The organism is Methanosarcina sediminis, from assembly GCF_052056915.1.
Taxonomy (GTDB): Archaea; Halobacteriota; Methanosarcinia; order Methanosarcinales; family Methanosarcinaceae; genus MTP4.
Window position 1 is genome coordinate 1772295 of sequence record NZ_CP195119.1, and the last position, 23624, is coordinate 1795918.

The 23624-nt window shown below is 44.9% G+C and carries 15 protein-coding genes; 8 read left to right on the top strand and 7 right to left on the bottom strand.

Translation table 11 applies throughout. The annotated features are described in order from the left end of the window. Window positions 1-78 precede the first annotated feature (78 nt). Both nth and ACSAZK_RS07530 read right to left on the bottom strand, forming a co-directional pair. Window positions 79-783 carry an endonuclease III gene (gene nth, locus ACSAZK_RS07525; RefSeq protein WP_440956738.1) on the bottom strand — a complete coding sequence of 235 codons (705 nt, stop codon included), beginning with the start codon at window positions 781-783 and terminating at the stop codon, window positions 79-81. 181 nt (window positions 784-964) lie between these two features. Further along, window positions 965-2317 (bottom strand): dihydrolipoyl dehydrogenase family protein, encoded by a 1353-nt coding sequence (locus tag ACSAZK_RS07530; RefSeq protein ID WP_440956739.1) that lies wholly within the window; start codon window positions 2315-2317, stop codon window positions 965-967. Window positions 2318-2773: 456 nt separating this feature from the next. Between ACSAZK_RS07530 and purH the strand changes: the two genes are divergently transcribed. Both purH and ACSAZK_RS07540 read left to right on the top strand, forming a co-directional pair. After that, window positions 2774-4390 carry a bifunctional phosphoribosylaminoimidazolecarboxamide formyltransferase/IMP cyclohydrolase gene (purH, locus tag ACSAZK_RS07535; protein WP_440956740.1) on the top strand — a complete coding sequence of 539 codons (1617 nt, stop codon included), beginning with the start codon at window positions 2774-2776 and terminating at the stop codon, window positions 4388-4390. Between the two features lie 691 nt (window positions 4391-5081). Further along, entirely contained in the window at window positions 5082-5867 is a 786-nt protein-coding gene (locus ACSAZK_RS07540; protein ID WP_440956741.1) for a helix-turn-helix transcriptional regulator, read from the top strand. A 285-nt stretch (window positions 5868-6152) separates the two neighbouring features. Here the strand turns inward: ACSAZK_RS07540 and ACSAZK_RS07545 are convergent, their stop codons facing one another. Further along, window positions 6153-7076: a UbiA family prenyltransferase gene (locus ACSAZK_RS07545; protein ID WP_440956742.1), complete on the bottom strand. Its 924-nt coding sequence runs from the start codon at window positions 7074-7076 to the stop codon at window positions 6153-6155. 604 nt (window positions 7077-7680) lie between these two features. Here ACSAZK_RS07545 and ACSAZK_RS07550 point away from each other — a divergent pair. After that, complete coding sequence (locus ACSAZK_RS07550) at window positions 7681-8112, top strand: methyltransferase family protein (RefSeq protein ID WP_440956743.1); 432 nt, start codon at window positions 7681-7683, stop codon at window positions 8110-8112. 140 nt (window positions 8113-8252) lie between these two features. Here the strand turns inward: ACSAZK_RS07550 and ACSAZK_RS07555 are convergent, their stop codons facing one another. Together ACSAZK_RS07555 and ACSAZK_RS07560 are read right to left on the bottom strand one after the other, a co-directional pair. After that, window positions 8253-9110 carry a class I SAM-dependent methyltransferase gene (locus ACSAZK_RS07555; protein WP_440956744.1) on the bottom strand — a complete coding sequence of 286 codons (858 nt, stop codon included), beginning with the start codon at window positions 9108-9110 and terminating at the stop codon, window positions 8253-8255. A gap of 231 nt (window positions 9111-9341) precedes the next feature. Beyond that, a complete protein-coding gene (locus tag ACSAZK_RS07560; RefSeq protein WP_440956745.1) occupies window positions 9342-9941 on the bottom strand; it encodes an acetate uptake transporter in 600 nt (199 codons plus the stop codon). Window positions 9942-10206: 265 nt separating this feature from the next. Between ACSAZK_RS07560 and gpmI the strand changes: the two genes are divergently transcribed. The 4 genes from gpmI to ACSAZK_RS07580 all read left to right on the top strand — a co-directional run bounded on the left by gpmI (window position 10207) and on the right by ACSAZK_RS07580 (window position 17893). Continuing rightward, a complete protein-coding gene (gene gpmI, locus ACSAZK_RS07565) occupies window positions 10207-11766 on the top strand; it encodes a 2,3-bisphosphoglycerate-independent phosphoglycerate mutase (RefSeq protein WP_440956746.1) in 1560 nt (519 codons plus the stop codon). A gap of 596 nt (window positions 11767-12362) precedes the next feature. Continuing rightward, window positions 12363-15005, top strand: a complete 2643-nt coding sequence (locus ACSAZK_RS07570) for a type II/IV secretion system ATPase subunit (RefSeq protein WP_440956747.1) — start codon at window positions 12363-12365, stop codon at window positions 15003-15005. 14 nt (window positions 15006-15019) lie between these two features. After that, complete coding sequence (locus ACSAZK_RS07575; protein WP_440956748.1) at window positions 15020-16969, top strand: type II secretion system F family protein; 1950 nt, start codon at window positions 15020-15022, stop codon at window positions 16967-16969. A gap of 306 nt (window positions 16970-17275) precedes the next feature. After that, window positions 17276-17893 (top strand): hypothetical protein, encoded by a 618-nt coding sequence (locus ACSAZK_RS07580; protein WP_440956749.1) that lies wholly within the window; start codon window positions 17276-17278, stop codon window positions 17891-17893. Window positions 17894-18042: 149 nt separating this feature from the next. On the opposite strand, the gene ablB is transcribed toward ACSAZK_RS07580, so the two are convergent. Continuing rightward, window positions 18043-18891, bottom strand: a complete 849-nt coding sequence (gene ablB, locus ACSAZK_RS07585) for a putative beta-lysine N-acetyltransferase (RefSeq protein ID WP_440956750.1) — start codon at window positions 18889-18891, stop codon at window positions 18043-18045. Between the two features lie 320 nt (window positions 18892-19211). Next, on the bottom strand, window positions 19212-20468 hold the full coding sequence (gene ablA, locus ACSAZK_RS07590; RefSeq protein ID WP_440956751.1) for a lysine 2,3-aminomutase: 1257 nt from the start codon (window positions 20466-20468) through the stop codon (window positions 19212-19214). Between the two features lie 1083 nt (window positions 20469-21551). Here ablA and ACSAZK_RS07595 point away from each other — a divergent pair. Then, window positions 21552-23543, top strand: coding sequence for a cation:proton antiporter domain-containing protein (locus ACSAZK_RS07595; protein ID WP_440956752.1), 1992 nt, complete (start codon window positions 21552-21554; stop codon window positions 23541-23543). Window positions 23544-23624 lie beyond the last annotated feature (81 nt).

Genomic DNA, 23624 nt, shown 5'->3' on the forward strand with positions numbered 1-23624 from the left:
AGAAATGATTCAATGACAGCACAAAGTTACCCGGAGAAATAATCCGGAAAAAGTTATCCGAAAAATTGTCAGGAAAAGTCACCGGTCCATGAATATAAGACTTGAAGGACACAAGTTATTAATTACACACTCCGGACACTTCGGTTTCCGGGCAGTACATACTTTTCTTCCGTGAAGGATCAGGGTCATAGAAAGCGAATCGAATTCATTTTTTGGGGTAAGGGCCATAAGGTCCTGTTCTATTTTTACGGGGTCGGAATTATTAGTAAAGCCCAGCCGCCCTGAGAGCCTCTTTACGTGGGTATCTACCGCAATACCTTCTATTACCCCAAACCCTCTTGAAAGTACGATATTTGCGGTTTTACGCCCGACCCCGGGCAGGGTTACGAGATCCTCCATGGTATCCGGGACTTCCCCGTTATAGCGTTCCAGAATAAGCCGGGCAGCCGCGATAATATTTTTTGCCTTGTTCTTGTAAAAGCCCGTGGAATAGATATCTTCTTCGAGTTCCCCGATATCCGCATTTGCGTAGTCCTCCACAGTCCGGTATTTTTTAAACAACTCTTCGGTCACCCTGTTGACCTGCGCATCCGTACACTGGGCTGAAAGGACGGTGGCTACCAGGAGTTCGAGGGGATTTCCGTAGTTAAGGGCTGGCTTTGCATCCGGGTATTCTTCCCGGAGAATAGACCAGATTTTGTTGAAGTTGTGACGGTTGTCAGGAATTTCGAATTCTTCATCGGAACCGGGGTTTTTGGTTTCTTTTCGGCTTTTTGAGGGCATGAAGCGGCACCTTTCAGGATTGAACCTTGATTTTTGAGTAAGTTTGAAAAAATATTGAAATATGCTAACAAAATATGCTAACAAAATATGCTAACAAAATATGCTACAAAATATGCTAACAATCCATTTCCGGAACTGGTATTTACAGGTTTGCGGGGAAAGTCACATCATGCATACAGAATCATACCATGTGCACTATATCCGAACAAATACCGGGATACGCATACACGACCTTCTTGAGGTCCGAGGCTTTTAAACCCAGCCGCATTACCATGGCGAAAATGTTGATCGCTTCTTCGGCGTTAGGGCCAAGGATGTGGGCACCCAGGACCCGGTCGTTTTCCTCATCGATAATTACCTTTGATGCCGCAAACTCAAGGCCAGTCCGCCGCGTGGAATACCAGCCGCTCCGGTCCCTGAAGACCACCTTATATTCCTTACTATCTATGGGCGCAGTGATCCCCACGGAAGCCATTGTAGGAATTGTAAAGACAGCACTCGGAACGCCTGTATAATCTGCCTCAGCAAGGTTTCCGTCCAGGATGTTTGCCGCCGCAACTCCTGCCTGGAGGCCGGCAATCGGGGTTAAGGGCATCCCTTCGGAACTGCAGTCGCCCCCTGCATAGACCCGGGAGTTTGAGGTCCGCATGTGCTTGTCGACTTCGATTGCCCCGTTCTTGACCCTGATCCCGGCATTTTCCAGCTCCAGACCTTCGATGTCAGGAACCCGCCCTGCCCCGTGCACGACCATATCCGCTATAAAAGTATGAGTTCCGGTGTGAGATTCGGTTTTAAACTCGGTTTTGACCAGGAGATGAGATCCTTCTTTTTCCACCCCAACCACGGGATTCTCGGTATGCACCTCGATTCCTATGGCTCTGGAGGCTTTAAGGAGTACATCCACAAGGTCAGAGTCAAAACCCTTCAGGGGCCTTTTACTCCTGTGCAGAATTACGACCTCAGACCCGGCTCTCCGGGCAATATGGGAAAACTCAAAAGAAATGTAACCGCCCCCGACAAAGACGATTCTTTTGGGTAGTTGTTCCGTTTCCATGAACTCTTCGCTTGAAGTAAGGTACTCCTCACCCGGGATGTTCAGTTTGCGGGGTTTTGTCCCGGTGGCAACGAAGATGTATACCCCTCGGAGCAGGTCTTCCCCCACGGCAACGGTGTTTTCATTTTCGAAGTAAGCCTGCCCGTGATACGTATCGATCCCTATCTCAAAGAGACTTTTCTCTATCTTCCGGGGGTAGTCCTCCGTAAAAGTCCTCTTGAAGCTGATGAGAGAGGGCCAGTCAATGCTCAACAGCCCCTCAGTACCTGCCCCTTTGCCTATGAGCCTGTTGTTCCAGTCCGTAGCCTCGGATGCGCTGGCAAGTACTTTTTTCGGGTCGCAGCCTCTCAGCGGGCAGGTCCCCCCATACTCCCTGCAGTCGATGATAGCAATGTTAAGTCCTGATGACGCAACTTTGTATGCAAGGGTTGTGCCAGCAACCCCACTTCCTATGATTATGATATCGTAGTCCCTTTCCATCCGACACCCCTTCTTCTGCTTCGATAACCCCTTAAAAAAACCAAAAATTCCGGAAAAGCTACTTTATCCTCTATTTCTAAACAATAAGTATTTCACCTGAACCTTTTTCCTTAAAGGTGATACTGAATGGGAAACCGCCGGAGGGGGAAACACCCGGGGTGGAAAAAATAACCAGAGCAAAAAACAACCATAGTGGGAAACGGGACGAATGGAAAAAAATAAAATGAGGAAGGAAAAGGCTCTGTATGAAAATCCAGAAAGATTTCAGAAAAAGACTTTAAGAAAAGCCTTTAGATCCTTAAAGTGGGAGAGATCCACGTACTCACGTTAACAGAAATAAAAATCAAAGGAATTGTACCCCGATTTTGTCTTGAAACGGGAACTCTTTTTATATAAAATATGTTGACCAAAAGCTATATAGCTAGGGATTTTTAAACCAAGTATATTGGTGATTTCTTGGTAAAAAGGGCACTGCTCAGCGTCTCAGATAAAACAGGAATCGTGGAATTCGCACGTGGGCTCGAAGAACTTGGCGTGAAGATTATCTCAACAGGCGGGACAGCGAAGATCATTCGCGACGCCGGTATTGAAGTTACTGATGTTTCGGAAGTTACGGGCTTTCCCGAGATGATGGGAGGAAGGGTCAAGACCCTGCACCCAAGGATCCATGGGGGCCTCTTATGCCTCAGGGAAAGCGAGGAACACATGGAAGAGGCTTCAAAAGAAGACATCTCACTCATTGACATGGTGGCCGTAAACCTCTACCCCTTCGAAGTCACGGTCTCGAAAGAAGGTGTGGAACTGGAGGAAGCTATCGAAAACATCGACATCGGTGGCCCCACCCTGCTCCGTTCGGCAGCCAAGAACTACCGCTCGGTGACAGTACTCTCTGACCCCGCAGACTACGGGCGTATCCTGAAAGAACTGCGTTCCAGCGGGGTCATCTCCGATGAAACCCGGGCCGAGCTTGCGGTCAAGGCCTTCAGGCATACTGCAGACTACGACGCGGCCATCGATACCTACCTGAGCAAAGTCCTTCTCGGAGAAGAAGTGCTACGCCTGAAGTTCACCGACGGCGTGAAACTCCGCTACGGAGAAAACTGGCACCAGGAAGCCAGTTTCTATAAAGAACCCCGGCTGGAAGGACCGAGCCTGGCAAAAGCCGTCCAGCTGCACGGAAAAGAACTTTCCTTTAACAACTACGTGGACGCCGACAACGCCCTTCAGACAGTCAAGGAACTGGGAAATGCCACCCCGGCTGTTGCCATTGTAAAGCACAACAACCCCTGCGGACTTTCAACAGGAAACACCCTCCTGCAGGCACTGCAGGCTGCCTGGGACGGAGACCCCATCTCGGCTTACGGGAGCATTATCTGCACAAACGAAACCTTCGACCTTGAAGCTGCCCAGTTCCTGAACGGGAAATTCGTGGAAATCATCCTTGCCCCGGATTTCACACACGATGCCCTCGAATACCTGAAAAACAAGAGTGCTAACTTAAGGCTCCTTAAACTGCCCGATATAAGGGAAAGTTTCGGGACGAATTGCACCTACAAATACATAATCGGAGGCATGCTCAAACAGTCCCGGGACATAGGGATCTACGAGAAGTGGGAATCCGTTACGGAGACCCCCTATCCCGAAGAAAAGCGCAAACTATCAGAATTCTGCCTCAAAGCCTGCAAAGCCACGAAATCTAACGCAGTTATCATCGCCCACGAATACGAACCCGGTTCCTTTATGGTGCTGGGAATGGGCGCAGGACAGCCGAACCGCGTGGACTCCATCCGCAAACTGGCAGCCACAAAGGCAATCGAAAACCTGAAGGTTATCTACGAGCGCGAAGAGTCGGGTATTCCCTTCGAAGAGTACTGTAAAAATATCCTGTCCGAATGCGTGATGGTCTCAGATGCCTTCTTCCCCTTCGACGACAGCGTAATCCATGCCTCAGAGAACAACATCCGCTATATCGTATCTCCCGGCGGGTCCATTAGGGACGGAGAGGTTATAGAAACCGCAAATCGGCTCAATGTATCCCTGGTATTCACCGGCATGCGCCACTTCCTTCATTAAATTTAAAAATCGAAAAGCTGCAAAATTCAAAATGCAGCCTTCCCTGCCGGAAATGGCAGGGAACCATTTCACTATTTTTGGACATACGAATTTTAATATGGCTTTAAAATAAGAATTTTAACAGACAGGTTTTAACATACAAATTATAACGAAAGCTCTTTTTTCGAAAAAAATTCAATACACAGCATTCCACACACCTTGCACTCCAATTACAGGCCATTTCCTAAAAATCGTTTATAAGATATCGAATATATAATAAATCCAAAATGAAAAAACTGTTTTAATCACTGATTTCTTTGAGAGAGAAATCATTTTTTTAGATCCAATTGAGGTATATCAGTAAAATAACTGTACACCAATAATATAATAAAATTAGTTACGGAGTATATGAAAATAATAATAATGTGATCTAATAGTTTGGGACTACCGCTTCAGATTATCTGTGAAAGACAAAAAATGCCAGAGAATATGTAACACTCCCAAAAAAGATAATATAGATTGAATTCATATACCATTCTAGCAATAGTATACGACTAACATATAACAGCCACCGCAAAAAAATATAGCAAATGAAATGAAAAAGAGATGAATAAAACAAAAAATCCCTTTAATTTAGAGATATCACCTGGAAGACTTATTCAGGAAGACGGGATTTACCATCACAAAGTTAACGAAATGAGGGTTGATCAAAGTGAAATCCAACGGATTATTAAGTATCCTCACATTTTCTGAAAAACGAAAGGACCTGCTCTTCCTGATTCAGGAGAGCCCAAGGACCCTTTCCGATATCAAGGAATATTTCAGTGTAAGGTCTCCTGAGATTCTGCCCCGTCTGAAGGAGATGGAAAATGCAAACCTGATTTTCCGGCAGGAAGGAATGTACTGGCTGACTCCTCTCGGGAAGGTTTCAGCAATGTATTTCAGACCTTTCCTGGACACCCTTGCCGCCATAGAAGCAAATGAAAACTTCTGGAAAGAGCACGATCTTACAGGGGTTCCCGAAACCCTGCTTAACAGAATCCAGGAACTCAAGGAGTGTAGGGTTGTAAGAGATGAACATGAAAACATCTATGACTCTCACAAAACATTCATAGAAAACGTACAATCATCCACCCGTCTCATGGGTTTTGCGTCAATATTCCTTCCCCATTACCCCCAGATGTTCCTGGATGTGGCACGTAAGGGCATCCCAATCTCCATAATCGTAACTCCAAATGTTTTTTTCAAGCTGAAAAGCGAATACAACACTGAAATCGAAGAATACCTGGAATACAAAAATACGAGCTTTTACGTTTACGACAATGCCAGGGTCGCTTTTATCGTAACAGACCGCTTTACATCCCTCTCCCTTTTCTATAAGAACGGCACCTTTGACCCACGAAACGACCTTGTCGGTTTCGATGCACTTGCTATCAAATGGGGAGATGACCTTTTCAAGCACTACAAAGAAAACTCAGTAGAAATAAAGAACCTTTAAAAACCGGAGCTTGTAAAAGTTTCCTTTTCCCCCGAAATAGGAGCAAGGGAAAGAAGAAAGGACAGGGCCAGAAGACCATTTGATCTTCTGCCAACTCTATTTTTAAAATTAAGGGAATGTTATCCGGGTTTCCGGTCACAGCAGTCAATCCCCTTTCCTTCATGAGGACACTCCATCCCTTACAGGATAGTGCAGCCTTCACAGGGATATCTTATCTCTAAAAGGAATTATCCCATCCGCATAGGTCAGATGCCAGTTAAGATCGGATTTCAGATAAGGAAATCTTTAAGCCAGGAAAGCCCCCGCGACTGCCCTCAACCCTACAATTGAGGTTGATTCCCCGTCCACCATAAAGGTCCGTTCGAGTTTCCGGAAAGGAAGTTCCTCTTCTTCAGTCCGGGTGTAGTTTTCGATACACATGAGTCCGCATACGAAGCTGTATAGAAGGATGAGAGGTTCGAATGCAACCAATCCCTGAATTAGCGCAACTCCGAGTACCATGTGAGAAGTCAAATGAAGTGTGATGAGAAGATTGCGGGTATTTTGTTCTCCCAGGGCAACCGGAAGGGTCCTGATGCCCGCAAGGGTGTCTCCCTTGACATCCTTGAAGTCATAGATTGCAGAGTTAATGAAGAGTTTGATTCCGAAGAAGGCAAAGACCAGAATAACAGGCAGCATATGAGTGGAACTTCCTCCGGCAAGTCCGGCAATGAAAATCCCCCAGGTAGCCCCCACAACAAGATTTTTGACCCCGAGTCCTCCCTTGAGTTTCAGGGAAAATTTACCGATATTTATACCTTTACTATAGAGATAACCGGTTATAAAAGGCAAAAACGCGAGTGCACAAAGCCCTTCTTTTGCAAGAATAAAAACGCCGATGACAAAAGCCAGAAGAGAAACAGCAAGTGCAACCTCCCGCTTCGAACCATTTAATTCCTTCCGGTTAACGGAATCTTCTGCGGACTCCAGGGCCCGGTCCAGGGTGTAGACCGTATAGATCACAAGGCCACCTGCAAAGCAGGTAAGCAGACTGGACGTTATGTGCAATAGCAGAAAAGCTAAATGAATCCGGAGCGCCCCGGAAAAAGCAACAAGCACAGAACTTTTTAGTAGCTCAAGGGTAGCATTTTGCTCCCTGTATTCAGGTACGTTTGACTTTCTATGCCTTAAAACCTTTTCAAAACTTCCCAAAAATATATTAGAGTCCATGAAACTAATACTGCATCACAGTTCGATATTATTAATCGAATAGAATATTGGAGGATCAGTATAACATGTAGAAGATAAACTAAATAATAAAGGACCTAGACAACGGTTATAACAATAGTATAATAAATATTATTACGATGTGTTAAACTGGAAACAGGAGAAACATTATACCAATAAACTAACAAACAATAAATAATGAACAGTGTTTTTTCAATTTTTTGAGCAGGTATTTTCAATAAAAGTAAAAAATAATCAGTATAAAAATAGGGGAGATTGCACAAAATATTCCGAAAGTTTTATCTTTGACAACGCCTTATTTCAGAGAGCACATCATAAAAATTATGAATAGATATGACATATTTTATATAATGTTGGCTGGTCCTCCAGCGTAAAGACCAGTTTACTCTAAAGGACCATAAATGGAAGAGCCCAAGAAACCCGAAAAATAAAAAACAAAAAAACAAAAAACCCACACCGAGATAACCCCCAGAAACCCATAACTGATATTTTTGAAAAATTGGAGAACTGTCTTGGCAGGAAGAAATACGGGTAAAACGTAGAAAATCTTCCTAAAAAAATAAGAAAAGCCAGGTGGTAGATAAGATTGAATCCGGGAAAGCTTGCAGAGAGGATGCTATCTTCTGCAGACAGTAAAAAATTCCTGCGGGAAATTGCAATGAACTATGAAGAAGGACAAATTTTCCTGACGGCAGTAGAACTTGGAATTTTCACAAAATTGATAGAACCAAAAAGTGCGAAAAACCTCGCAGAAGAACTCGGGACTGACTCCCGGCTCACGGCCAGGATTCTGGACGTGCTAGTCTCCGTCGAAGTCCTGAAGAAAAGAGAAGAAATTTACACCACATCCCCCATGCTGGCCCCCTTTCTGCTGGAAGGCAACCCTGCTTCGTTCAAGAGCTTGAATTTTTCACATAAGGAGGGGACAGGGTTCAAAAATAAGAACCTGTTTGAAGAAAAAAAGCTGCATAACAGCTGTGAAAACCAGCAGAGAAACCCCGTCCTCGGACTTAATTGAAGGTCTACAGTTATTGAAGGGATATGGATCAGGGATAAAGCAATTTGAGGGATATTGAATATTTATATGGCAATTGAATGTATATTAAACCATAAAACTGCAAACAAAAGGAAATAAACATAGATAGTAGCCCCGGAGCATTACAGCTTATTATCCTCCCGACCCCGGTTTTCCCACCACAATTTTACCCTTGTGCTCCAGCCCCTGATCACAATGTTTCCGTTTTCGTCTTCAAGTAACTCCTTGAGATATGCCCTGAGAATTTCTTCCTGTTCTTCCGACGTTACAGCATAATGGGGTTTAAAGTTCTCAACCGCTTCATCCAGACTTGCAAAGGTCTGGACGTGTTCAAAGGGGAAAACCTCCATGTTTGGGTAGATTCCCATATCATAGAGAACATTGTAAAGGACATCGATTTTGGGGCCCTGCTGGTATTCATAACCATGCAGAGAGGGCCAGAGCTTTCGGGAGTGCATGTCCCAGGAAGTCCCCCCTGCAAACCAGTAGAGATAGATGTACCCGGAAGAGACGTCAATCATTTTCCGAATCGAAGAGCGGATATCCTTCATGCCGAGGGAGTATGAAGCAAAAACCACGTCATACGGACCGTAAAGATCCATTTCGGCATTAACGGCTTCCCAATCTTTGTACACACAATTTACATTTTCAATTCCGTAAGTTTCCATATTTTCCTTAAGGACGCACATCATCCCTTCAGCAGGTTCCACCGCGGTCACATGCGCAACCTTTTCCGCGAGAGGGATTGCAAGAGTGCCAGGCCCCGCCCCTATGTCAAGAACCCGTGAGTCGGAAGTTAAGGCCATCCCCTGCATAGTTTTTTCCATCCGGGTCCAGTTTTTTAGAGACATCTCCCAGAAACGCCTTGCACTTTCTTTTTCCTGCCAGATACTTCCAGGTCCGGTATTGGGGCAAGCCCTTTTCTGGGCATCCATTTTTTCTTTCCACACTTCATTCCAGTCAATATTTTTTGTGTCCATTTTCTTTCCTCAATCGTTTTCCCCGAAATGAACCCACGTAATACAAATTTACGGATAAGTATTAATAGATAAATAATTTTCTAAATGAATTTCAAAAAATTCAAAGAGATGGAGAGAATGTAAAAAAGAATATAAAATGGCATGTGGAAAAACGGTGTAGAAAAAAAATGTGGAAAAAGATCCGGGCAGAAGACCCGGAAAAATTGTTCTCGATTCTTGAAAGCAGCGTTTTTAGAGAGGGAAGACCGTTTTCCCGTACATCTCGTTCAGTACCTGGCCAAGAGCAGCGTAAATAGCCGAAAAGCCACATAAGATTCCCTCGAACCCGGCAATTCTGAGTATTGCTGCACTTCCCAGGTAGTTACCGGCAGCAAGCAGGAAGAACAGGATAGTAAGGGTCAGGAAAACAACCTGCAATGCCCTGTTGGCTTTCAGCGTACCTATAAACATGAAGAAAGTGAAGAGTCCCCACATGAAAAGGTATGCAGCAAAGGCCGTCGGGGTAGGAGCCAATTTTGCAAAGCCCACCCCAAGAAGCACCTCAAGCTTTGGGATCAGGACAATTCCAACAAGGGAGAGCCAGAAAAATCCGTAAGAAGTGAAAGCCGTAGCTCCGAAGGTGTTACCTTTCTTCCATTCCTCAATCCCTGCAATTACCTGGGCCAGCCCGCCGTAAAAGATGCCCATGGAAAGAATCATTGCACCCAGGCCATAATACCCGGCGTTGTGCAAATTCAAAAGCACCGTGGTCATCCCGAAACCCATCAGCCCCAGAGGAGCCGGGTTCGCGGTTAAGTCCTTGACTTTTACGTCAGCAATATTTCCGTTCATAATAATCATTCCTCCAACTCAGTAATCCTGGCGATCCTGAAGTTCAATCCTCCTGGCCAGTTACCCGGAGATTTACCGGAATTTTCAATAAATGTTCACAGTGAATTTCAACTAATTTTGCGGTCCCGTTTTTACCTTTTGGGGAATTATGTAATTATTAATACTTATATTTACGGACTTCTAATATATTTTCAATACAATATAAATATATTACGTATATTTTCATAACAAGCTTTTTATCGACGGATGCGGAAATTCCCTGCATATGACTCAAGCAAGACGACCTCTCATGCTCATGATCCTTGACGGCTGGGGTTACCTGCCCGACGAGGAAGGAAACGCAGTCCTGGCAGCCAGAACCCCGAACCTTGACCACCTGGTGGAAGAATACCCGTCCTGTTTTTTTGAAGCCTCGGGGGAAGCCGTGGGACTGCCCGAAGGGCAAATGGGGAATTCGGAAGTCGGACACCTTAACATCGGGGCAGGGCGTGTCGTATACCAGGACCTTACCCGCATCAACCTATCTATCAGGAAAGGGGACTTTTTCGAAAACAGCGTGCTTCTGGATGCAATAGAGAACGCTAAAAGCCATGACTCAGGCCTGCATCTCATGGGGCTTGTCTCCCATGGGGGTGTACACAGCCACATGACCCACCTGAAGGCCCTTATCCGGCTTGCAAAAGAAAAAGGGCTCCGAAAAGTGTATATACATGCTTTCCTGGACGGGCGGGACGTGCCCCCCAGGGCAGCCAAGGAGGACCTCAAAGAACTCGAAGCCTTCTGCAAGGAAGGTGGAGTTGCAAAAATAGTTACCGTATCCGGGCGCTACTATGCAATGGACAGGGACCGGCGCTGGGATAGGACAAAACTCGCCTACGATACCCTTACCCTGGGACTTGCACCCTACAATGCCCCTGATGCAGTTGCCGCAGTCTCCGAAGCCTATTCAAGGAACGAGTCCGACGAATTCGTAAAACCGACAGTAATCACCGATGCGGCAGGGAACCCGACGGCCACCGTCCAGGACAATGATTCCGTAATCTTCTTTAATTTCAGACCTGACCGGGCCCGGCAGCTTACCTGGGCTTTCGTAAACGAAGACTTCGAAGACTTCCCCAGAAAAGCCACCCCGAAAGTGCACTACGTTTGCATGGCCCAGTACGACGAAACCCTGGACCTGCCAATCGCCTATCCTCCCGAAACCCTGAAAAACGTGCTTGGGGAAGTGCTGAGCAAAGCCGGAATGACACAGCTCCGCATAGCGGAAACCGAAAAATATGCCCATGTGACCTTTTTCCTTAACGGGGGAGTCGAGAAGTGCTATGAAGGAGAAGACCGCTGCCTGATCCCGTCCCCAAAAGTCGCCACCTACGACCTGCAGCCCGAGATGAGCGCCTACGAGGTAACAACAGAGATAATCAAAAGGATCGAGTCTGGAAAGTACGACGTAATTATCCTGAACTTCGCCAACATGGACATGGTTGGCCACACAGGTATTTTCAACGCTGCGGTCGCAGCAGTGGAAGCCGTGGACAGCTGCGTTGGAAAAACCATTGAAGCCCTGCAAAAAGCGGACGGTGTGGCAATTATCACCGCAGACCACGGGAATGCCGAACAGATGGAAAACAGGAAAACAGGAGATGTCCACACGGCACATACCTCAAACCCGGTGCGCTGCATCTACGTGGGCAACGACGAGGTCGATACCCTGAAAGACGGGAAACTCTGCGACCTTGCCCCGACCCTGCTTGACCTGCTGAATATCCCAAAACCTGCAGAAATGACCGGGGAGTCGGTAATAATAAGGAAAGGAAGCAAACTTTGAGACTTTTATTTATTCCTTTCTTTATTCACGTTTCTCCTTTCATTTTGTGATCATATAATTAACTTCACAATTTTTAATTATTTATCTTTTTAGCCACCATACAATATTATTTTTTTAAGATTGTAGCTCTGCATAATTTTGTTTTGGTAAGCATGTAATCCCACCACATTTTCTTTTTTTCCGACTTTCCATCTCAATATATTACATGATTTCCTACATAATTTTTTACATAAACTTTTAACTTTTACACAGTTTCGCATATATCCACAGAATATTATATCCACCCACCGAATTTTGCATTCACCCACGTAGTATTGAATTTATCCAGATGAAGCCAACTGTTTTTGACTACGTAAACCATGTCGGAGTTAAACTATTTATATAATTATGAATATAAGTTTAAAAAAAATAATAATGATAATATACATTTGCTTTTTGGATATCAAGCAAAGTGTAATCGCCCAAAAGGCACAAACTTATAAAATTGCATATTAAAGTTCACCAAAAAGGTTATAAATTTTTATTGACAGATTATACCGACAACATGTAAAAATTATTTTAGTATAGGGGTACAGGTCTTAGTGGGATGAGTCTCAATGGATAATAAAAACGAGAATCTCTCAGAAAATACTTTAAGCTCAAATCAGAGCTCGGATGAAACGGACAATAAAAGAGACCTCCAGGCTGAAAAAGCCGATGAAAAGGAGGTTCCGGATGAAAATTCGGTGCTGCTACAGAGCAAGGGGGAAAAGGACTCTGAAGAAGACTCTTCTGAAGGGAGTAACGACGAAATTCTTCTGACCGGAGAAGCCGCCGACAACAGCGGGTTTGAAGAGGAGGCTTCAGGGGGAGATAAGGAAAAAATCCGGGAAGAAAAGCCCGATAAAAAAATTCTGGTTGCTGATTCGAGAGTCGAAACTCCCCGGAATTCCGAAGATATTCCGGAACCGCGAACAGAAGAAAATCCGAATAAGGGGGAGGGCACCCCCAATTCAAAAACCAAAAATAAAGGAGATGAGCCATTATCGGACATCTCCGGGGAAGACATTGATTCAGAAGAAGAATCCGCATTTTCCAAAAATTACGGCCTTGGAATAGAAGTCGGGCTTGTTATAGAAACCGAAAAGAAAGGAATTTTTCCTCCAGCATATGAACCCGAGATTGAAAATAAGCTGCATCCCGCAGAAAAAACAAAAATTGATACGGTTCCCAAAAAAATGAGCGAGAAAACGGAAGTAAATAATCCCAGCAAGTTGAAAAAATCCCCTGAAAAGAGGAAAGCAGAGGGAGAAAAAAAAGCAAAAGAAGGAGGAGAAGGAGAAAAGAGAGAAAAGGAAAAAGAGGAGGGAGAAAAGAGAGGAAAAGAAAAAGTAGAAGTTGAAAAGGGAGAAAAAGTAGAAGTTGAAAAGGAAGAAAAAGGAAAAGAAATTGAAAAGGAAGAAAAAGGAAAAGAAATTGAGAAGGAGGGAAAAGGAAAAAAGAAAGGGAAAAGGAAAGGAAAAGAGAAAAAGAAAGAAAAAAAAGCCGGATCGTCACTTAAATTCAAAGAATTGGTTTATGATATTGCGGGAGTAAAGGGAGACGAAAAGTTAGGAGATAAAGTAAAAGAATTCCTGGAAGAAGTAAAGACTCCTGAAGGAGCAAAAAATAAGTTTACCGAAATAATGAGAAAATTGAGGGAAGAAGAGATAAGGACCCTTCCTCCTTACGACCCGGAAACCTATGGTCCTCTTCTGGAATACGAAATCCCTGTGGGTTTTGCCGAAGTAGAGCGCTACTGGGTAGAAGAACCCTACGCTTTTGTTAGCATTATCGAAAACAGGGAAATGAAGTTTTACAACGTGGTCGAACCCACCCTTTCCGCATATGAGAAAGCTATTCTTGAACGTGTAAGGGGCAACCTCGAGGACACCCTGACCCAGGAAGACATGGGGCTTGGCAGGGAAAAAGAAGTCATACTCACAAACAAAGCTTTGCGCCTTTTTGACCAGTATTACAACACCCTTGAACTGCCCTCTCTCCATAAGATTATGTATTTCATCCGGCGGAATTTTATCGGGTACGAAAGAATCAACGCCCTGATCCAGGACCCAAACATTGAAGACATCTCCTGTTCAGGGGTTGAAATCCCGATTTACCTCTACCATATGAAGCACAATAACATTGTGACAAACGTTATTTTCGGGGAGAAAGAACTTGATTCTCTCGTGGTCAAGCTCTGCCAGCGCAGCGGGAAGCATATTTCCATAGGGGAACCGATTGTGGACGCCACTCTTCCTGACGGGTCAAGGATCCAGGCAACCCTTGGAAAGGAGGTCACCACAAGGGGCAGTTCCTACACCATTCGAAAGTTCAAGGGAGACCCGATTACCCCTATTGACCTTATAAACTACAGTACATGTAGTGTTGAAATGATGGCTTACTACTGGCTTGCCATCGAAAATAATACCAGCGTGCTCCTTGCAGGCGGGACCGCTTCCGGGAAGACCTCACTCATGAACGCAATTTCCCTGTTCATCCCCAGGCTTGCCAAGATCGTATCCATTGAGGACACCAGAGAAATCATGCTCCATCATGAAAACTGGATTGCAGGAGCTACCCGAAAGTCCTTTACAGTGGGAGGCACCGGGGAAGTATCCATGTACGAACTCCTGAAAGCTGCCCTCAGACAGCGTCCGGAATACATCATTGTGGGAGAGGTAAGAGGAAAGGAAGCCCTGACCCTTTTCCAGGCCATGTCCACGGGGCACACCACCTATTCCACCATGCACGCAAGTGACGTACAGACGGTTGTTAACAGGCTTGAAAACGAACCCATCAATGTCCCGCATGTGATGATGCAGGCCCTTGGGGTCATTTCCATCCAGATGCAGACCTACGTGGATGAGGTGAGGGTGAGGAGAACCAAGACCATTGTTGAAATAACCGGGCTTGATGCGAGGACCGGCAGTCTCAGGATCAACGAACTCTATAGCTGGGAGCCCCAGCATGACACTTTCAAGCGGGCAGGGGATTCCTATGTGTTGAACGAGATTATGAGGGCAAGGGGCTGGAACCCGGACAAACTCTTTAAAGAATTCCAGGACAGGGAAAAGATCCTTGCCTACATGGCTGAGAATCATATGCGGGATTATGTAAGTATCTCTTTGATCGTGCACATGTACGCCACCAATCCCGGGCTTGTGATGGAAGCGGTTGAGAATGGTAACTTGCGGGAAATGTTCCTGCACAGGGACTGAGGAGTGGCGGTGGCATGAGCGCTATTGATACCTTTGCCTTCCGAATTTTTGGGGCAAAAATCCTTGAATATGAAGACCGTTTCTCGATGTTCAGGGTTAAGTTAAGGCAGGCACAAATCCCCCTTCCTGTAGAGCAGTACGTATCTACAGCAGTCCTGTATTCCCTGCTTGCGGGTTTTTTTGGAGGGTTTATAGGTCTCTTTCTGGGCCGACTGCTGTTCAAGGGCGTAACTCCCGAATCCATAGTTTCCACTTTGCACATTTCTTCGAGGGTTACCCGGGCTGTTGAAACTCCCGGATTTATTGAAGCCCATCTCCCCCTTCTCCTCACTTTTGTAGGAGGAATTTTGCTTTTTCTGCTGCTCGCGGCCCTCACCTACGGGCTAATCATGAGCTACCCCCCCATGAAAGCCGATAACAGGAAAAGGGCAATCAATGACGTCATGCCTCACGCGACCGCATTCCTCTATGTTCTGCAGCGTGGGGGCGGGATGACGATTTTTGATATCATGAAATCCCTGGCGGAGCATGCCCACCTTTACGGGAACACTTCCAGGGAGTTCGGAAACATTATCCGGGACATGGAGTATTTCGGAAAAGACCTGCAGGACTCCCTCTGGGATGCGGCCGACAGGACGCCTTCCGAACATTTCAAGGACCTGGTCGACGGGCTTATTTCCATCGTTTCAAGTGGAGGAGATGTAACCCTCTATTTGAAAAATAAGACAGAGCATTACAAGTCTGAAGCCAACAAAGCTCACAAGCGTTTCCTTGAAACCCTGGGGCTGCTAGCTGAGGTATACATCACCGTGTTTGTCGTGGGTCCCCTTTTCCTTATGATAATTCTTGTGGTGATGAACCTTATAGATAACGGGGGTCCCACCAAACTCTACCTCCTGGTATATGGGGCAATTCCCTTCGGAACAGTCATTTTCCTTATTTTTCTGGACATGCTTACCGGAGATGCCGAAAAACTGCCTGAGGAAATCATTACCCGGACCAAACCCGATTCTTACAGTGACGTCAGGGTAAAACCGGAAACGGAACATGACCTTGAGCTGATGAAGAAAATAGAGTTTTATGAAAAACTCTTCCGGATCAAAAACACCCTCTTTCACCCTATCCGGGCAATGATCCAGAAACCCCTGTATGCTTTTGTCGTGAGCGCCCCCCTCACATTTGGGTATTTTATCTCCGCATACCTGAAGAACAGCCCTTACTACGGAGGATTCATAGAAATTGCATCGGCTCTGGACGACCACATATACGTGAGCCTCCTCATCCTCTTCATCCCTTACATCATCTTCCACGAACTTGAAGTCAGGAAGATCAGGCAGATCGAAGAGCAGGTGCCAGAGTTTCTCAAAAGGCTTTCAAGCATCAACGGGACCGGAATTTTGCTAGCTGATGCCATTGCCATTACCGCCCAGTCAAACATGGGCCGGCTAAAACCTGAGATTAAAAGAATGGTTGAAGATATCCGCTGGAACTCAAATATGGTAAATGCCCTGAAGCGCTTTGAATCCCGTATCCGGACCAATCTTACCCGCCGCAGCATGACTCTCATTGCCCAGGCCAGCGAGTCCACAGGAAACATCCACGAGGTAATAAGCATCGTTGCGGAAGATTCCGATGTCCAGAAAAACCTGAAAAAAGAACGTTCTGCCGAGATGTTCATCTACGTTTTCATCATCTTCGTGACCTTCTGCGTCTTCCTGGTCATCGTATACGTGCTTGCGGCTTTCTTCCTCCCTGCCCTGGACGGGTCCAGCAACCCGGCAATGTCCATGGGTGGCTTCGACCTGAACGAATACACCATGCTCTTCTTCCACGCAGCCCTCCTCCAGGGCTTCGGTTCCGGGCTTGTAGCCGGAAAAATGGGATCAGGAAGCCTCCCATCGGGGCTCAAGTACTCCCTTGGCATGATGACCTTAGCCTATGTGCTGTTCATCGTGTTTCTCTGAAACTCCGGAACTTTTCCGGAATTTCTCATTTATCAGAGGTGTGATTACTCAGAGGTGTGATTACTCAGAGGTGTGATTACTCAGAGGTGTGATTACTCAGAGGTGTGATTACTCAGAGGTGTGATTACTCAGAGGTGTGATTACTCAGAGGTGTGATTACTCAGAGGTGTGATTACTCAGAGGTGCGATTTTTATGCGAGATTTATTTCGCTTATTCCCCCACTTCTTTTTAGACATGTACTATAAAAGACCGAATCTCATTTTACCCGATTCTTTTTTAAAAAATGAACTTTTAACTTAAAGAGTATGGGAGAAGATACAAACACGAAAAAAATACTTCTTGCCGCACTCATCCTGGCAGTAGTCCTTTCTTCGTTTTTTGTTCTGGATTTTAAGGCTGCAAAGAGCGAAACCAGGGCAAATTCCCGAATAGCGGCTTACTCTACAGGAGAGACTCAAGTAGACTTTCCGGGCAGGATCTATCTCTATGTGGAAGGTGACGAAGCCCTTTCGGGATTTATCCGGGAAAAAATCAGGGCAGAACTGGAAAAAGCAGGGATGGATGTGGAGGAGGCAGAAACCTTCAAGGAAAAGTATGATTCCCAGGCCCTGCTGGTAAATGTCAGGGACTCCGAAGGACTATATACGCCGGTTTATGCTTCTTCAAGCCTTGAAATTATGTATTTCTACACCTCCAACGGAGAAGACACCCAGTATTTTGAAAAATTTAAGGAAGGAAACGTTACCGTAGCATTCAGAAATACCGGATCAGGAGAAGGAAAAAAACTGGTTGATGGGGAACTTGAACTGCAGGATACCACGAAAGGCATCGTATCCATAAAAGCCTACAGGAAGCACCTTGCCGAAGAAACGGCAAAGAATGTTGCCGACCAGCTTGAAAACCAGATACGAAACATCCCCTGAAAAGCTTCCTGCCAAAGTTCTAAATTTATTTACCCGGACAGGCCCTTTTCCGAACCGCATCCTTTCAGGACCTTAATCATTTCCAGACTTCAACCACTTATCGGATGTGAACCATTTAGAGGAAATTAACCATTTCAGAACCTCATTATTTACCGGAGCAGTTTGCACCAGATGTTCATGTCCTCAAACCCTTCCATGATCTTACAGTTGTTTACAAGCCTGCCGGTATAGGCATAACCCAGGGAAGAAAAAGCCCCGTTGATTCCGGGAGAGGGAGCCCTGCACAGGGTGTAGAGGCTTTTAAAATTTCGGGCCGCAAGTTCATTTTCAAGGCTCAGAATAAGCGATTTAATGTGCCCTTTTCCCCTTTCTTCCGGAATTGTGAGGCAGTCGGTTAATTCGGCGTTTTTCATGGAAGGCTCCGTTTCCGCAGATGCCAGACTCACGATTTTTCCCCTTTTTTCGATCACCAGGTAGAAGACCCCCGAACCCATAGCTTCCAGCAGATAGCTTTCCTTATGAAGGGGGCTCGGGTATAGCTGAAATCCCCGGGAATACAGGGCAGCCATTGCAGGGACATCGGCCTCATCTGCGGGCCTGAGGACATAGCCTTCAGGAAGGGTGTTTATTTTTGTGTTCATGACCCTGCGTTCCCCATTTTTTTCCCGGGATCCGGATTTTTTAAGGCATTCTTCTACTATCCGGTCTTTTTTTTTGGGAAAGGGAGATTCCTTTCTGGATTTTTCCGGAAATGTAGAAAAGATGTGACAGTCTTCCCCGGCAAAATAACCTGTAATCATACCTTCTTTTTCATATCCGCAAGCTTCAAGGGCATGCACTTCTCTTGAAGGAGTGTATACGATGATTTTCCCCATCTTTTCCAGATCTGCAAGTTCTTTAAGGAAAGGGTTCAGAACCTCGAAAGGCCCCCTGAAGTTCATTACTTTAATTCTTCTGTTGTAATAATCAATCACAAGGTCTGCTGAAAGGCCCGGCATTTTGAGTATTGTTTTTTTCCAGTATCCCGGAAGTTCGTCTTCCTTATTTAGGGTTAAAGGTGTTTGTTTTTCGATAAAAAATTCCTCCTCGGATTTGTGGCTGGCGCATTTTAAAGCCGGTGTTTATTATAAAAGGTAAATGTTCAAAACTTGAACATCTAAAAAGTTCAGCGCCTCAGTGGTTGAGTATCTCAGTGGTTGAGTATCTCGGTGGTTGAGCATCCAAAAACCGAAAAAGAGGATTATTTAGCCCCCTTTGTTTTTGCAGATTTAGAAATGAATGTATTCTTAGAGAGTTATTTAGATGCTTCTCAGTCATTTTAGAAGCGATTTTTTCGGTCGAGTCCTTCGGGTTCAAGGGCAATGGTATTGTTCTCGTCGTCGTAAAGCTTTGCAACCCCGATCTGGTTCTTAAGCTTAGGATGGTCGTCACATATCTGGCACTTTTCGGGGCATTCCCCTTTGTACTCAGGCTCCGGGTATACGCAGATGACACCTTCATAATTCCTGAGAGTGACCTTCGTATCCGAACTTGAAATCAGGTAATTCGGACCCACCGGGATCTTCCCCCCGCCTCCGGGAGCATCCACTACAAAAGTAGGGACCGCAAGCCCTGAGGTATGCCCTCTCAGCATCTCCATGATCTCTATGCCCTTGGAAACTGTTGTCCTGAAGTGCTCAAGCCCGTAGGACAGGTCACACTGGTAAAGGTAATAAGGCCTGATCCTTATTTTGAGCATTTCCTGACACAGGTTCTTGATAATGAAGGGACAGTCGTTCACTCCCCTCAGGAGAACGGACTGGTTGCCCAGGGGCACTCCTGCATCTGCAAGCATTTCGATGGCTTTTGTTGATTCAGGGGTGACTTCCTTCGGGTGGTTGAAATGGGTATTTAACCAAACAGAAGGATACTTTTTCAGGATATTGCACAGTTCAGGGGTTACCCTCTGGGGGAGGGTAACAGGCACTCTTGACCCGATTCTTACAATCTCCACATGAGGGATTGAAAATAATTCGTCCAGAAGCCAGTCGAGCCTCTCATCGGAAACAAGAAGAGCATCACCTCCGGAAAGCAACACGTCCCTGACTTCCCTGTGCTCTCTTACGTATTCGATTCCTTCCCGGATCATCCTCTCGGAAAAGTCGCATTCGCGATTCCCCACTCTCCTCTTTCTTGTGCAGTGCCGGCAGTACATCCCACAACGGTTTGAAATGAGAAAGAGAACCCTGTCCGGATACCTGTGGGTGATGCAACTCTTTTCCGAAGGAGAATCCGCATCTTCACATAGCGGGTCCTCAAACTCCCAGGCAAAGGTCTGGAGTTCGGCTGCCTGAGGAATCGCCTGCAGTCTGATAGGACACGTCGGATCATTGGGATCCATAAGGGAGGCATAGTAGGGAGAAATCGCCATGGGAAATACTTCAAGAGCCTCCTTTATATCCTCTTTTTCGAGATCTGAAAGAGATATTAATTTATCAAGCTCTTCAACTGTCGTAATACGGTGTTTATACTGCCATTTCCAATCTGAATATACTTCATCATTTACACCATAAATTTCTTTGATTATTGACTTCACAATAGAACCTCAAGTGAGAGTCGGAAAGTGAATTAAACCTTAAAATCCCCAAAAATATTAATTACAAATATTGTATCTTTCCGACTTCTGTTAAAGAAAATAGGTTTTAAATCGGCCATATAATCATTAAATACATATGATATATAGTTTTTTACCAAATAGAGGAATATTATTGCTTATTTTTCAAAAAGAAATAATTAAAAGCACCTTTTATTTACACTGGATTCTGAAAAGCCCTTATTAGACAGAAGAGATATTAAAATACATCTTTTACCCACAATTAATTATAAAATGAGCCAATTAACTCAAATTAATCCCCAAATACACCCATTATCTACAAAGAACATTAAAATACCCCCTATATTTGCAAAGAATATTAAAATACCCCCATTACCCACAAACGATCTTAAAATACTCCAATTAAAAATGATTAATCTTCAGAAGTCCCCATTATATTCAAGTAATCTTCAAATTACTCCATTATTTCAAAGCAATCATATAATGTCCAAATAAAACCCAATTATATGCATAATACTCCCATTAACTCCAATTGATCCCAAAATACTCCTGTTAAACAGAATGGATTCTAACTAAATTTTTTTAGACCAAATTAAGCGAAAAATAGTCAAATTATCAGGGATGAATCGGGAATAAATCCCTTCATGCCCCTTTGATTGTTTATAAAAATTAAAAAAACTGAGGATTCTTATTTTTATCGCTTTAAAATATACAGGATCTGTGAAAGTCGGACAAACTCCCTTATATGAACTTTTTCAGGCACATTAAACCGGCAATCAAATAGGGAAACAACGCCTGAGATTAGATTTCATCCAACAGTATATCACATAAATTATATTTCACCGGAATTATATTCCGAAAAAGTACCACAGGGATTACATTTCATCAAAGTATGGTACATAGGAATTACATCAGACATGAGTTTAATTTTGAATAATTTATCCAATATATAAGTTACACAATTAGTTAAGATGTATTAGATATGAATTCAAGTTCATTTTAATTAAATTTTGGATTCAGGTATTGATGCCATATTATAATTAATTGAAAATCAATCTATAAGTGATGACTTTTCTTCTGCTCAAGGACCTATTGATAATTTTTGGACTTTCGATTCCGGTAGTCTATACATTTTCCCGTTTGAAGATTGCCCCTCTCGTTGGTTTTTTAATAGCAGGAATCCTGGCCGGACCTTTTGGCCTGGGGCTGATTACGTCGGGAGAAGAAATTGAACTCCTGGCTGAAATAGGAGTAGTACTCCTGCTTTTTACTATAGGGATCGAATTTTCCCTGAGCGATCTTCTGCAAATCCGGAAAATAGTGCTGCTCGGAGGAGGGCTTCAGGGTTTTATAACTTCGCTTGCCGTTGCTTTATTCTTTTATTTCTTCGTAGCTTATCCTCCGGAAGAGGCCCTTTTTATGGGGTTTCTGATAGCCCTCAGCAGCACGGCAATCGTTCTGAAACTTCTGCAGGAAAAAGGGGAAATATACAGCACTCACGGAAGAATTGCACTCGGGATCCTGATCTTCCAGGACATTGCTGCAGTGGTGATCATCATTCTGACTCCGTTTCTTGCAGGAACACAGGCCTCCGGAAATGTTTTCATTGAGCTCATTTTCCGGGGACTGGGACTCATCCTGCTCACTTTCATAAGTGCCCGCTTTGTTGTGCCCTCAGTTATGTACCAGGTGGCAAAAACACGCAACAGTGAGCTCTTCCTGCTTAGTGTTGTGGTAATCGGGCTTTCCGTTGCCTGGCTGACCTCTCTGGCCGGGCTCTCCCTCGCCCTCGGAGCTTTCCTTGCAGGGCTCATCATATCGGAATCCGAATATTCAGCCCAGGCTCTTGGAAATGTCATCCCTTTCAGGGACATGTTCATGAGCATATTTTTCATTTCCATAGGGATGCTCCTCAACCTGGATTTATTGAAAGAGCACCTCATTCTTGTCATAGGAGCGACCTTGATTGTGATTTTCCTGAAAACTTTCATAAATGCCCTGGCAACTTTTCTTATAGGATTCCCTCTCCATACAATGCTCCTTGTCGGTTTTTCCCTATCACAGGTAGGGGAGTTTTCGCTGATTACAGCAAATGTGGGATTTGCAAATGGGCTGATCTCGCCGGAAGTATATCAGGATTTTCTTGCCGTTACAGTGCTTTCCATGGTCCTGACCCCTTTTTCCATGGGAATGGGGCACCGAGTTGCGGCTTTTTCACAAAGACTTTCGCTGCCTGAATGGCTGAAACACGGCAGGTATGGGGAACTGGAGAAAGGAAAAGCTGAAAAAAGGCCTGAAAACCACCTGATCATAATCGGCTTCGGGATCAATGGGAAAAATGTCGCAACCGCTGCCCGGGAGGCTTTGATTCCCTACCAGGTGATCGATATTAACCCGGAGACCGTCAGACAGGAAAAACTGAAGGGAGAGCCTATTCTTTATGGGGATGCAGCCCAGGAAGCCGTGCTGGAACACGCGGGCATTAAAACTGCAAGAGCCGTGGTTATTACTTCAGGTGACCCTGTCAGTACTCGCAGGATCATTGAGGTAATAAGGAGGCATAACCCCTTCGTACATGTCATTGCAAGAACCCATTTCCTGAACGAACTGGACCGGATTTACTCGCTTGGGGCTGACGATGTTATCTCGGACGAGTTTGAAAGTTCAATAGAACTCTTTTCACGAGTGCTTAACAAATACCTTGTCCCGGAAAATGAGATCGAAAACCTCAGTTCCGAACTTCGTGCCGACCATTACCGGATGCTCCGCAGTCCCGGAATTCGCAGGACAGGGATCTGTGACCTTGCTCTCGATTTTGCCGATGTGGAAATTCGAAGTGTAAGGCTGGAGGAAGGTTCGCAGGCTGCAGGAAAATCCCTGGGAGAACTTGATATCCGGAAAAAATATGGGGTATCAGTCCTTGCCATCTCCAGAGATCACAGGATAATTCCGGACTTGAAAGCTGAAACCGTACTTAATTCGGGCGACCTACTGCTCATCATCAGCCCTCCCGAAAAAATAGAAGAATTTGAGACTTTGTTTGCCGGAAAGAAGTAAGCAGACCAGCTGACAATCAGGTGATTTTTTTCAAGATGAATTTTTACCCCAGAAAAATTTAGGAACTTTAAAAAATATATA

What these genes read in the sequence shown, in the direction of transcription:
- nth (WP_440956738.1), bottom strand. Translation starts at nt 783, where the DNA reads ATGCCCTCAAAAAGCCGAAAAGAAACCAAAAACCCCGGTTCCGATGAA.
- ACSAZK_RS07530 (WP_440956739.1), bottom strand. Translation starts at nt 2,317, where the DNA reads ATGGAAAGGGACTACGATATCATAATCATAGGAAGTGGGGTTGCTGGC.
- ACSAZK_RS07545 (WP_440956742.1), bottom strand. Translation starts at nt 7,076, where the DNA reads ATGGACTCTAATATATTTTTGGGAAGTTTTGAAAAGGTTTTAAGGCAT.
- ACSAZK_RS07555 (WP_440956744.1), bottom strand. Translation starts at nt 9,110, where the DNA reads ATGGACACAAAAAATATTGACTGGAATGAAGTGTGGAAAGAAAAAATG.
- ACSAZK_RS07560 (WP_440956745.1), bottom strand. Translation starts at nt 9,941, where the DNA reads ATGAACGGAAATATTGCTGACGTAAAAGTCAAGGACTTAACCGCGAAC.
- gpmI (WP_440956746.1), top strand. Translation starts at nt 10,207, where the DNA reads ATGACTCAAGCAAGACGACCTCTCATGCTCATGATCCTTGACGGCTGG.
- ACSAZK_RS07570 (WP_440956747.1), top strand. Translation starts at nt 12,363, where the DNA reads ATGGATAATAAAAACGAGAATCTCTCAGAAAATACTTTAAGCTCAAAT.
- ACSAZK_RS07575 (WP_440956748.1), top strand. Translation starts at nt 15,020, where the DNA reads ATGAGCGCTATTGATACCTTTGCCTTCCGAATTTTTGGGGCAAAAATC.
- ACSAZK_RS07580 (WP_440956749.1), top strand. Translation starts at nt 17,276, where the DNA reads ATGGGAGAAGATACAAACACGAAAAAAATACTTCTTGCCGCACTCATC.
- ablB (WP_440956750.1), bottom strand. Translation starts at nt 18,891, where the DNA reads ATGCCGGGCCTTTCAGCAGACCTTGTGATTGATTATTACAACAGAAGA.
- ACSAZK_RS07595 (WP_440956752.1), top strand. Translation starts at nt 21,552, where the DNA reads ATGACTTTTCTTCTGCTCAAGGACCTATTGATAATTTTTGGACTTTCG.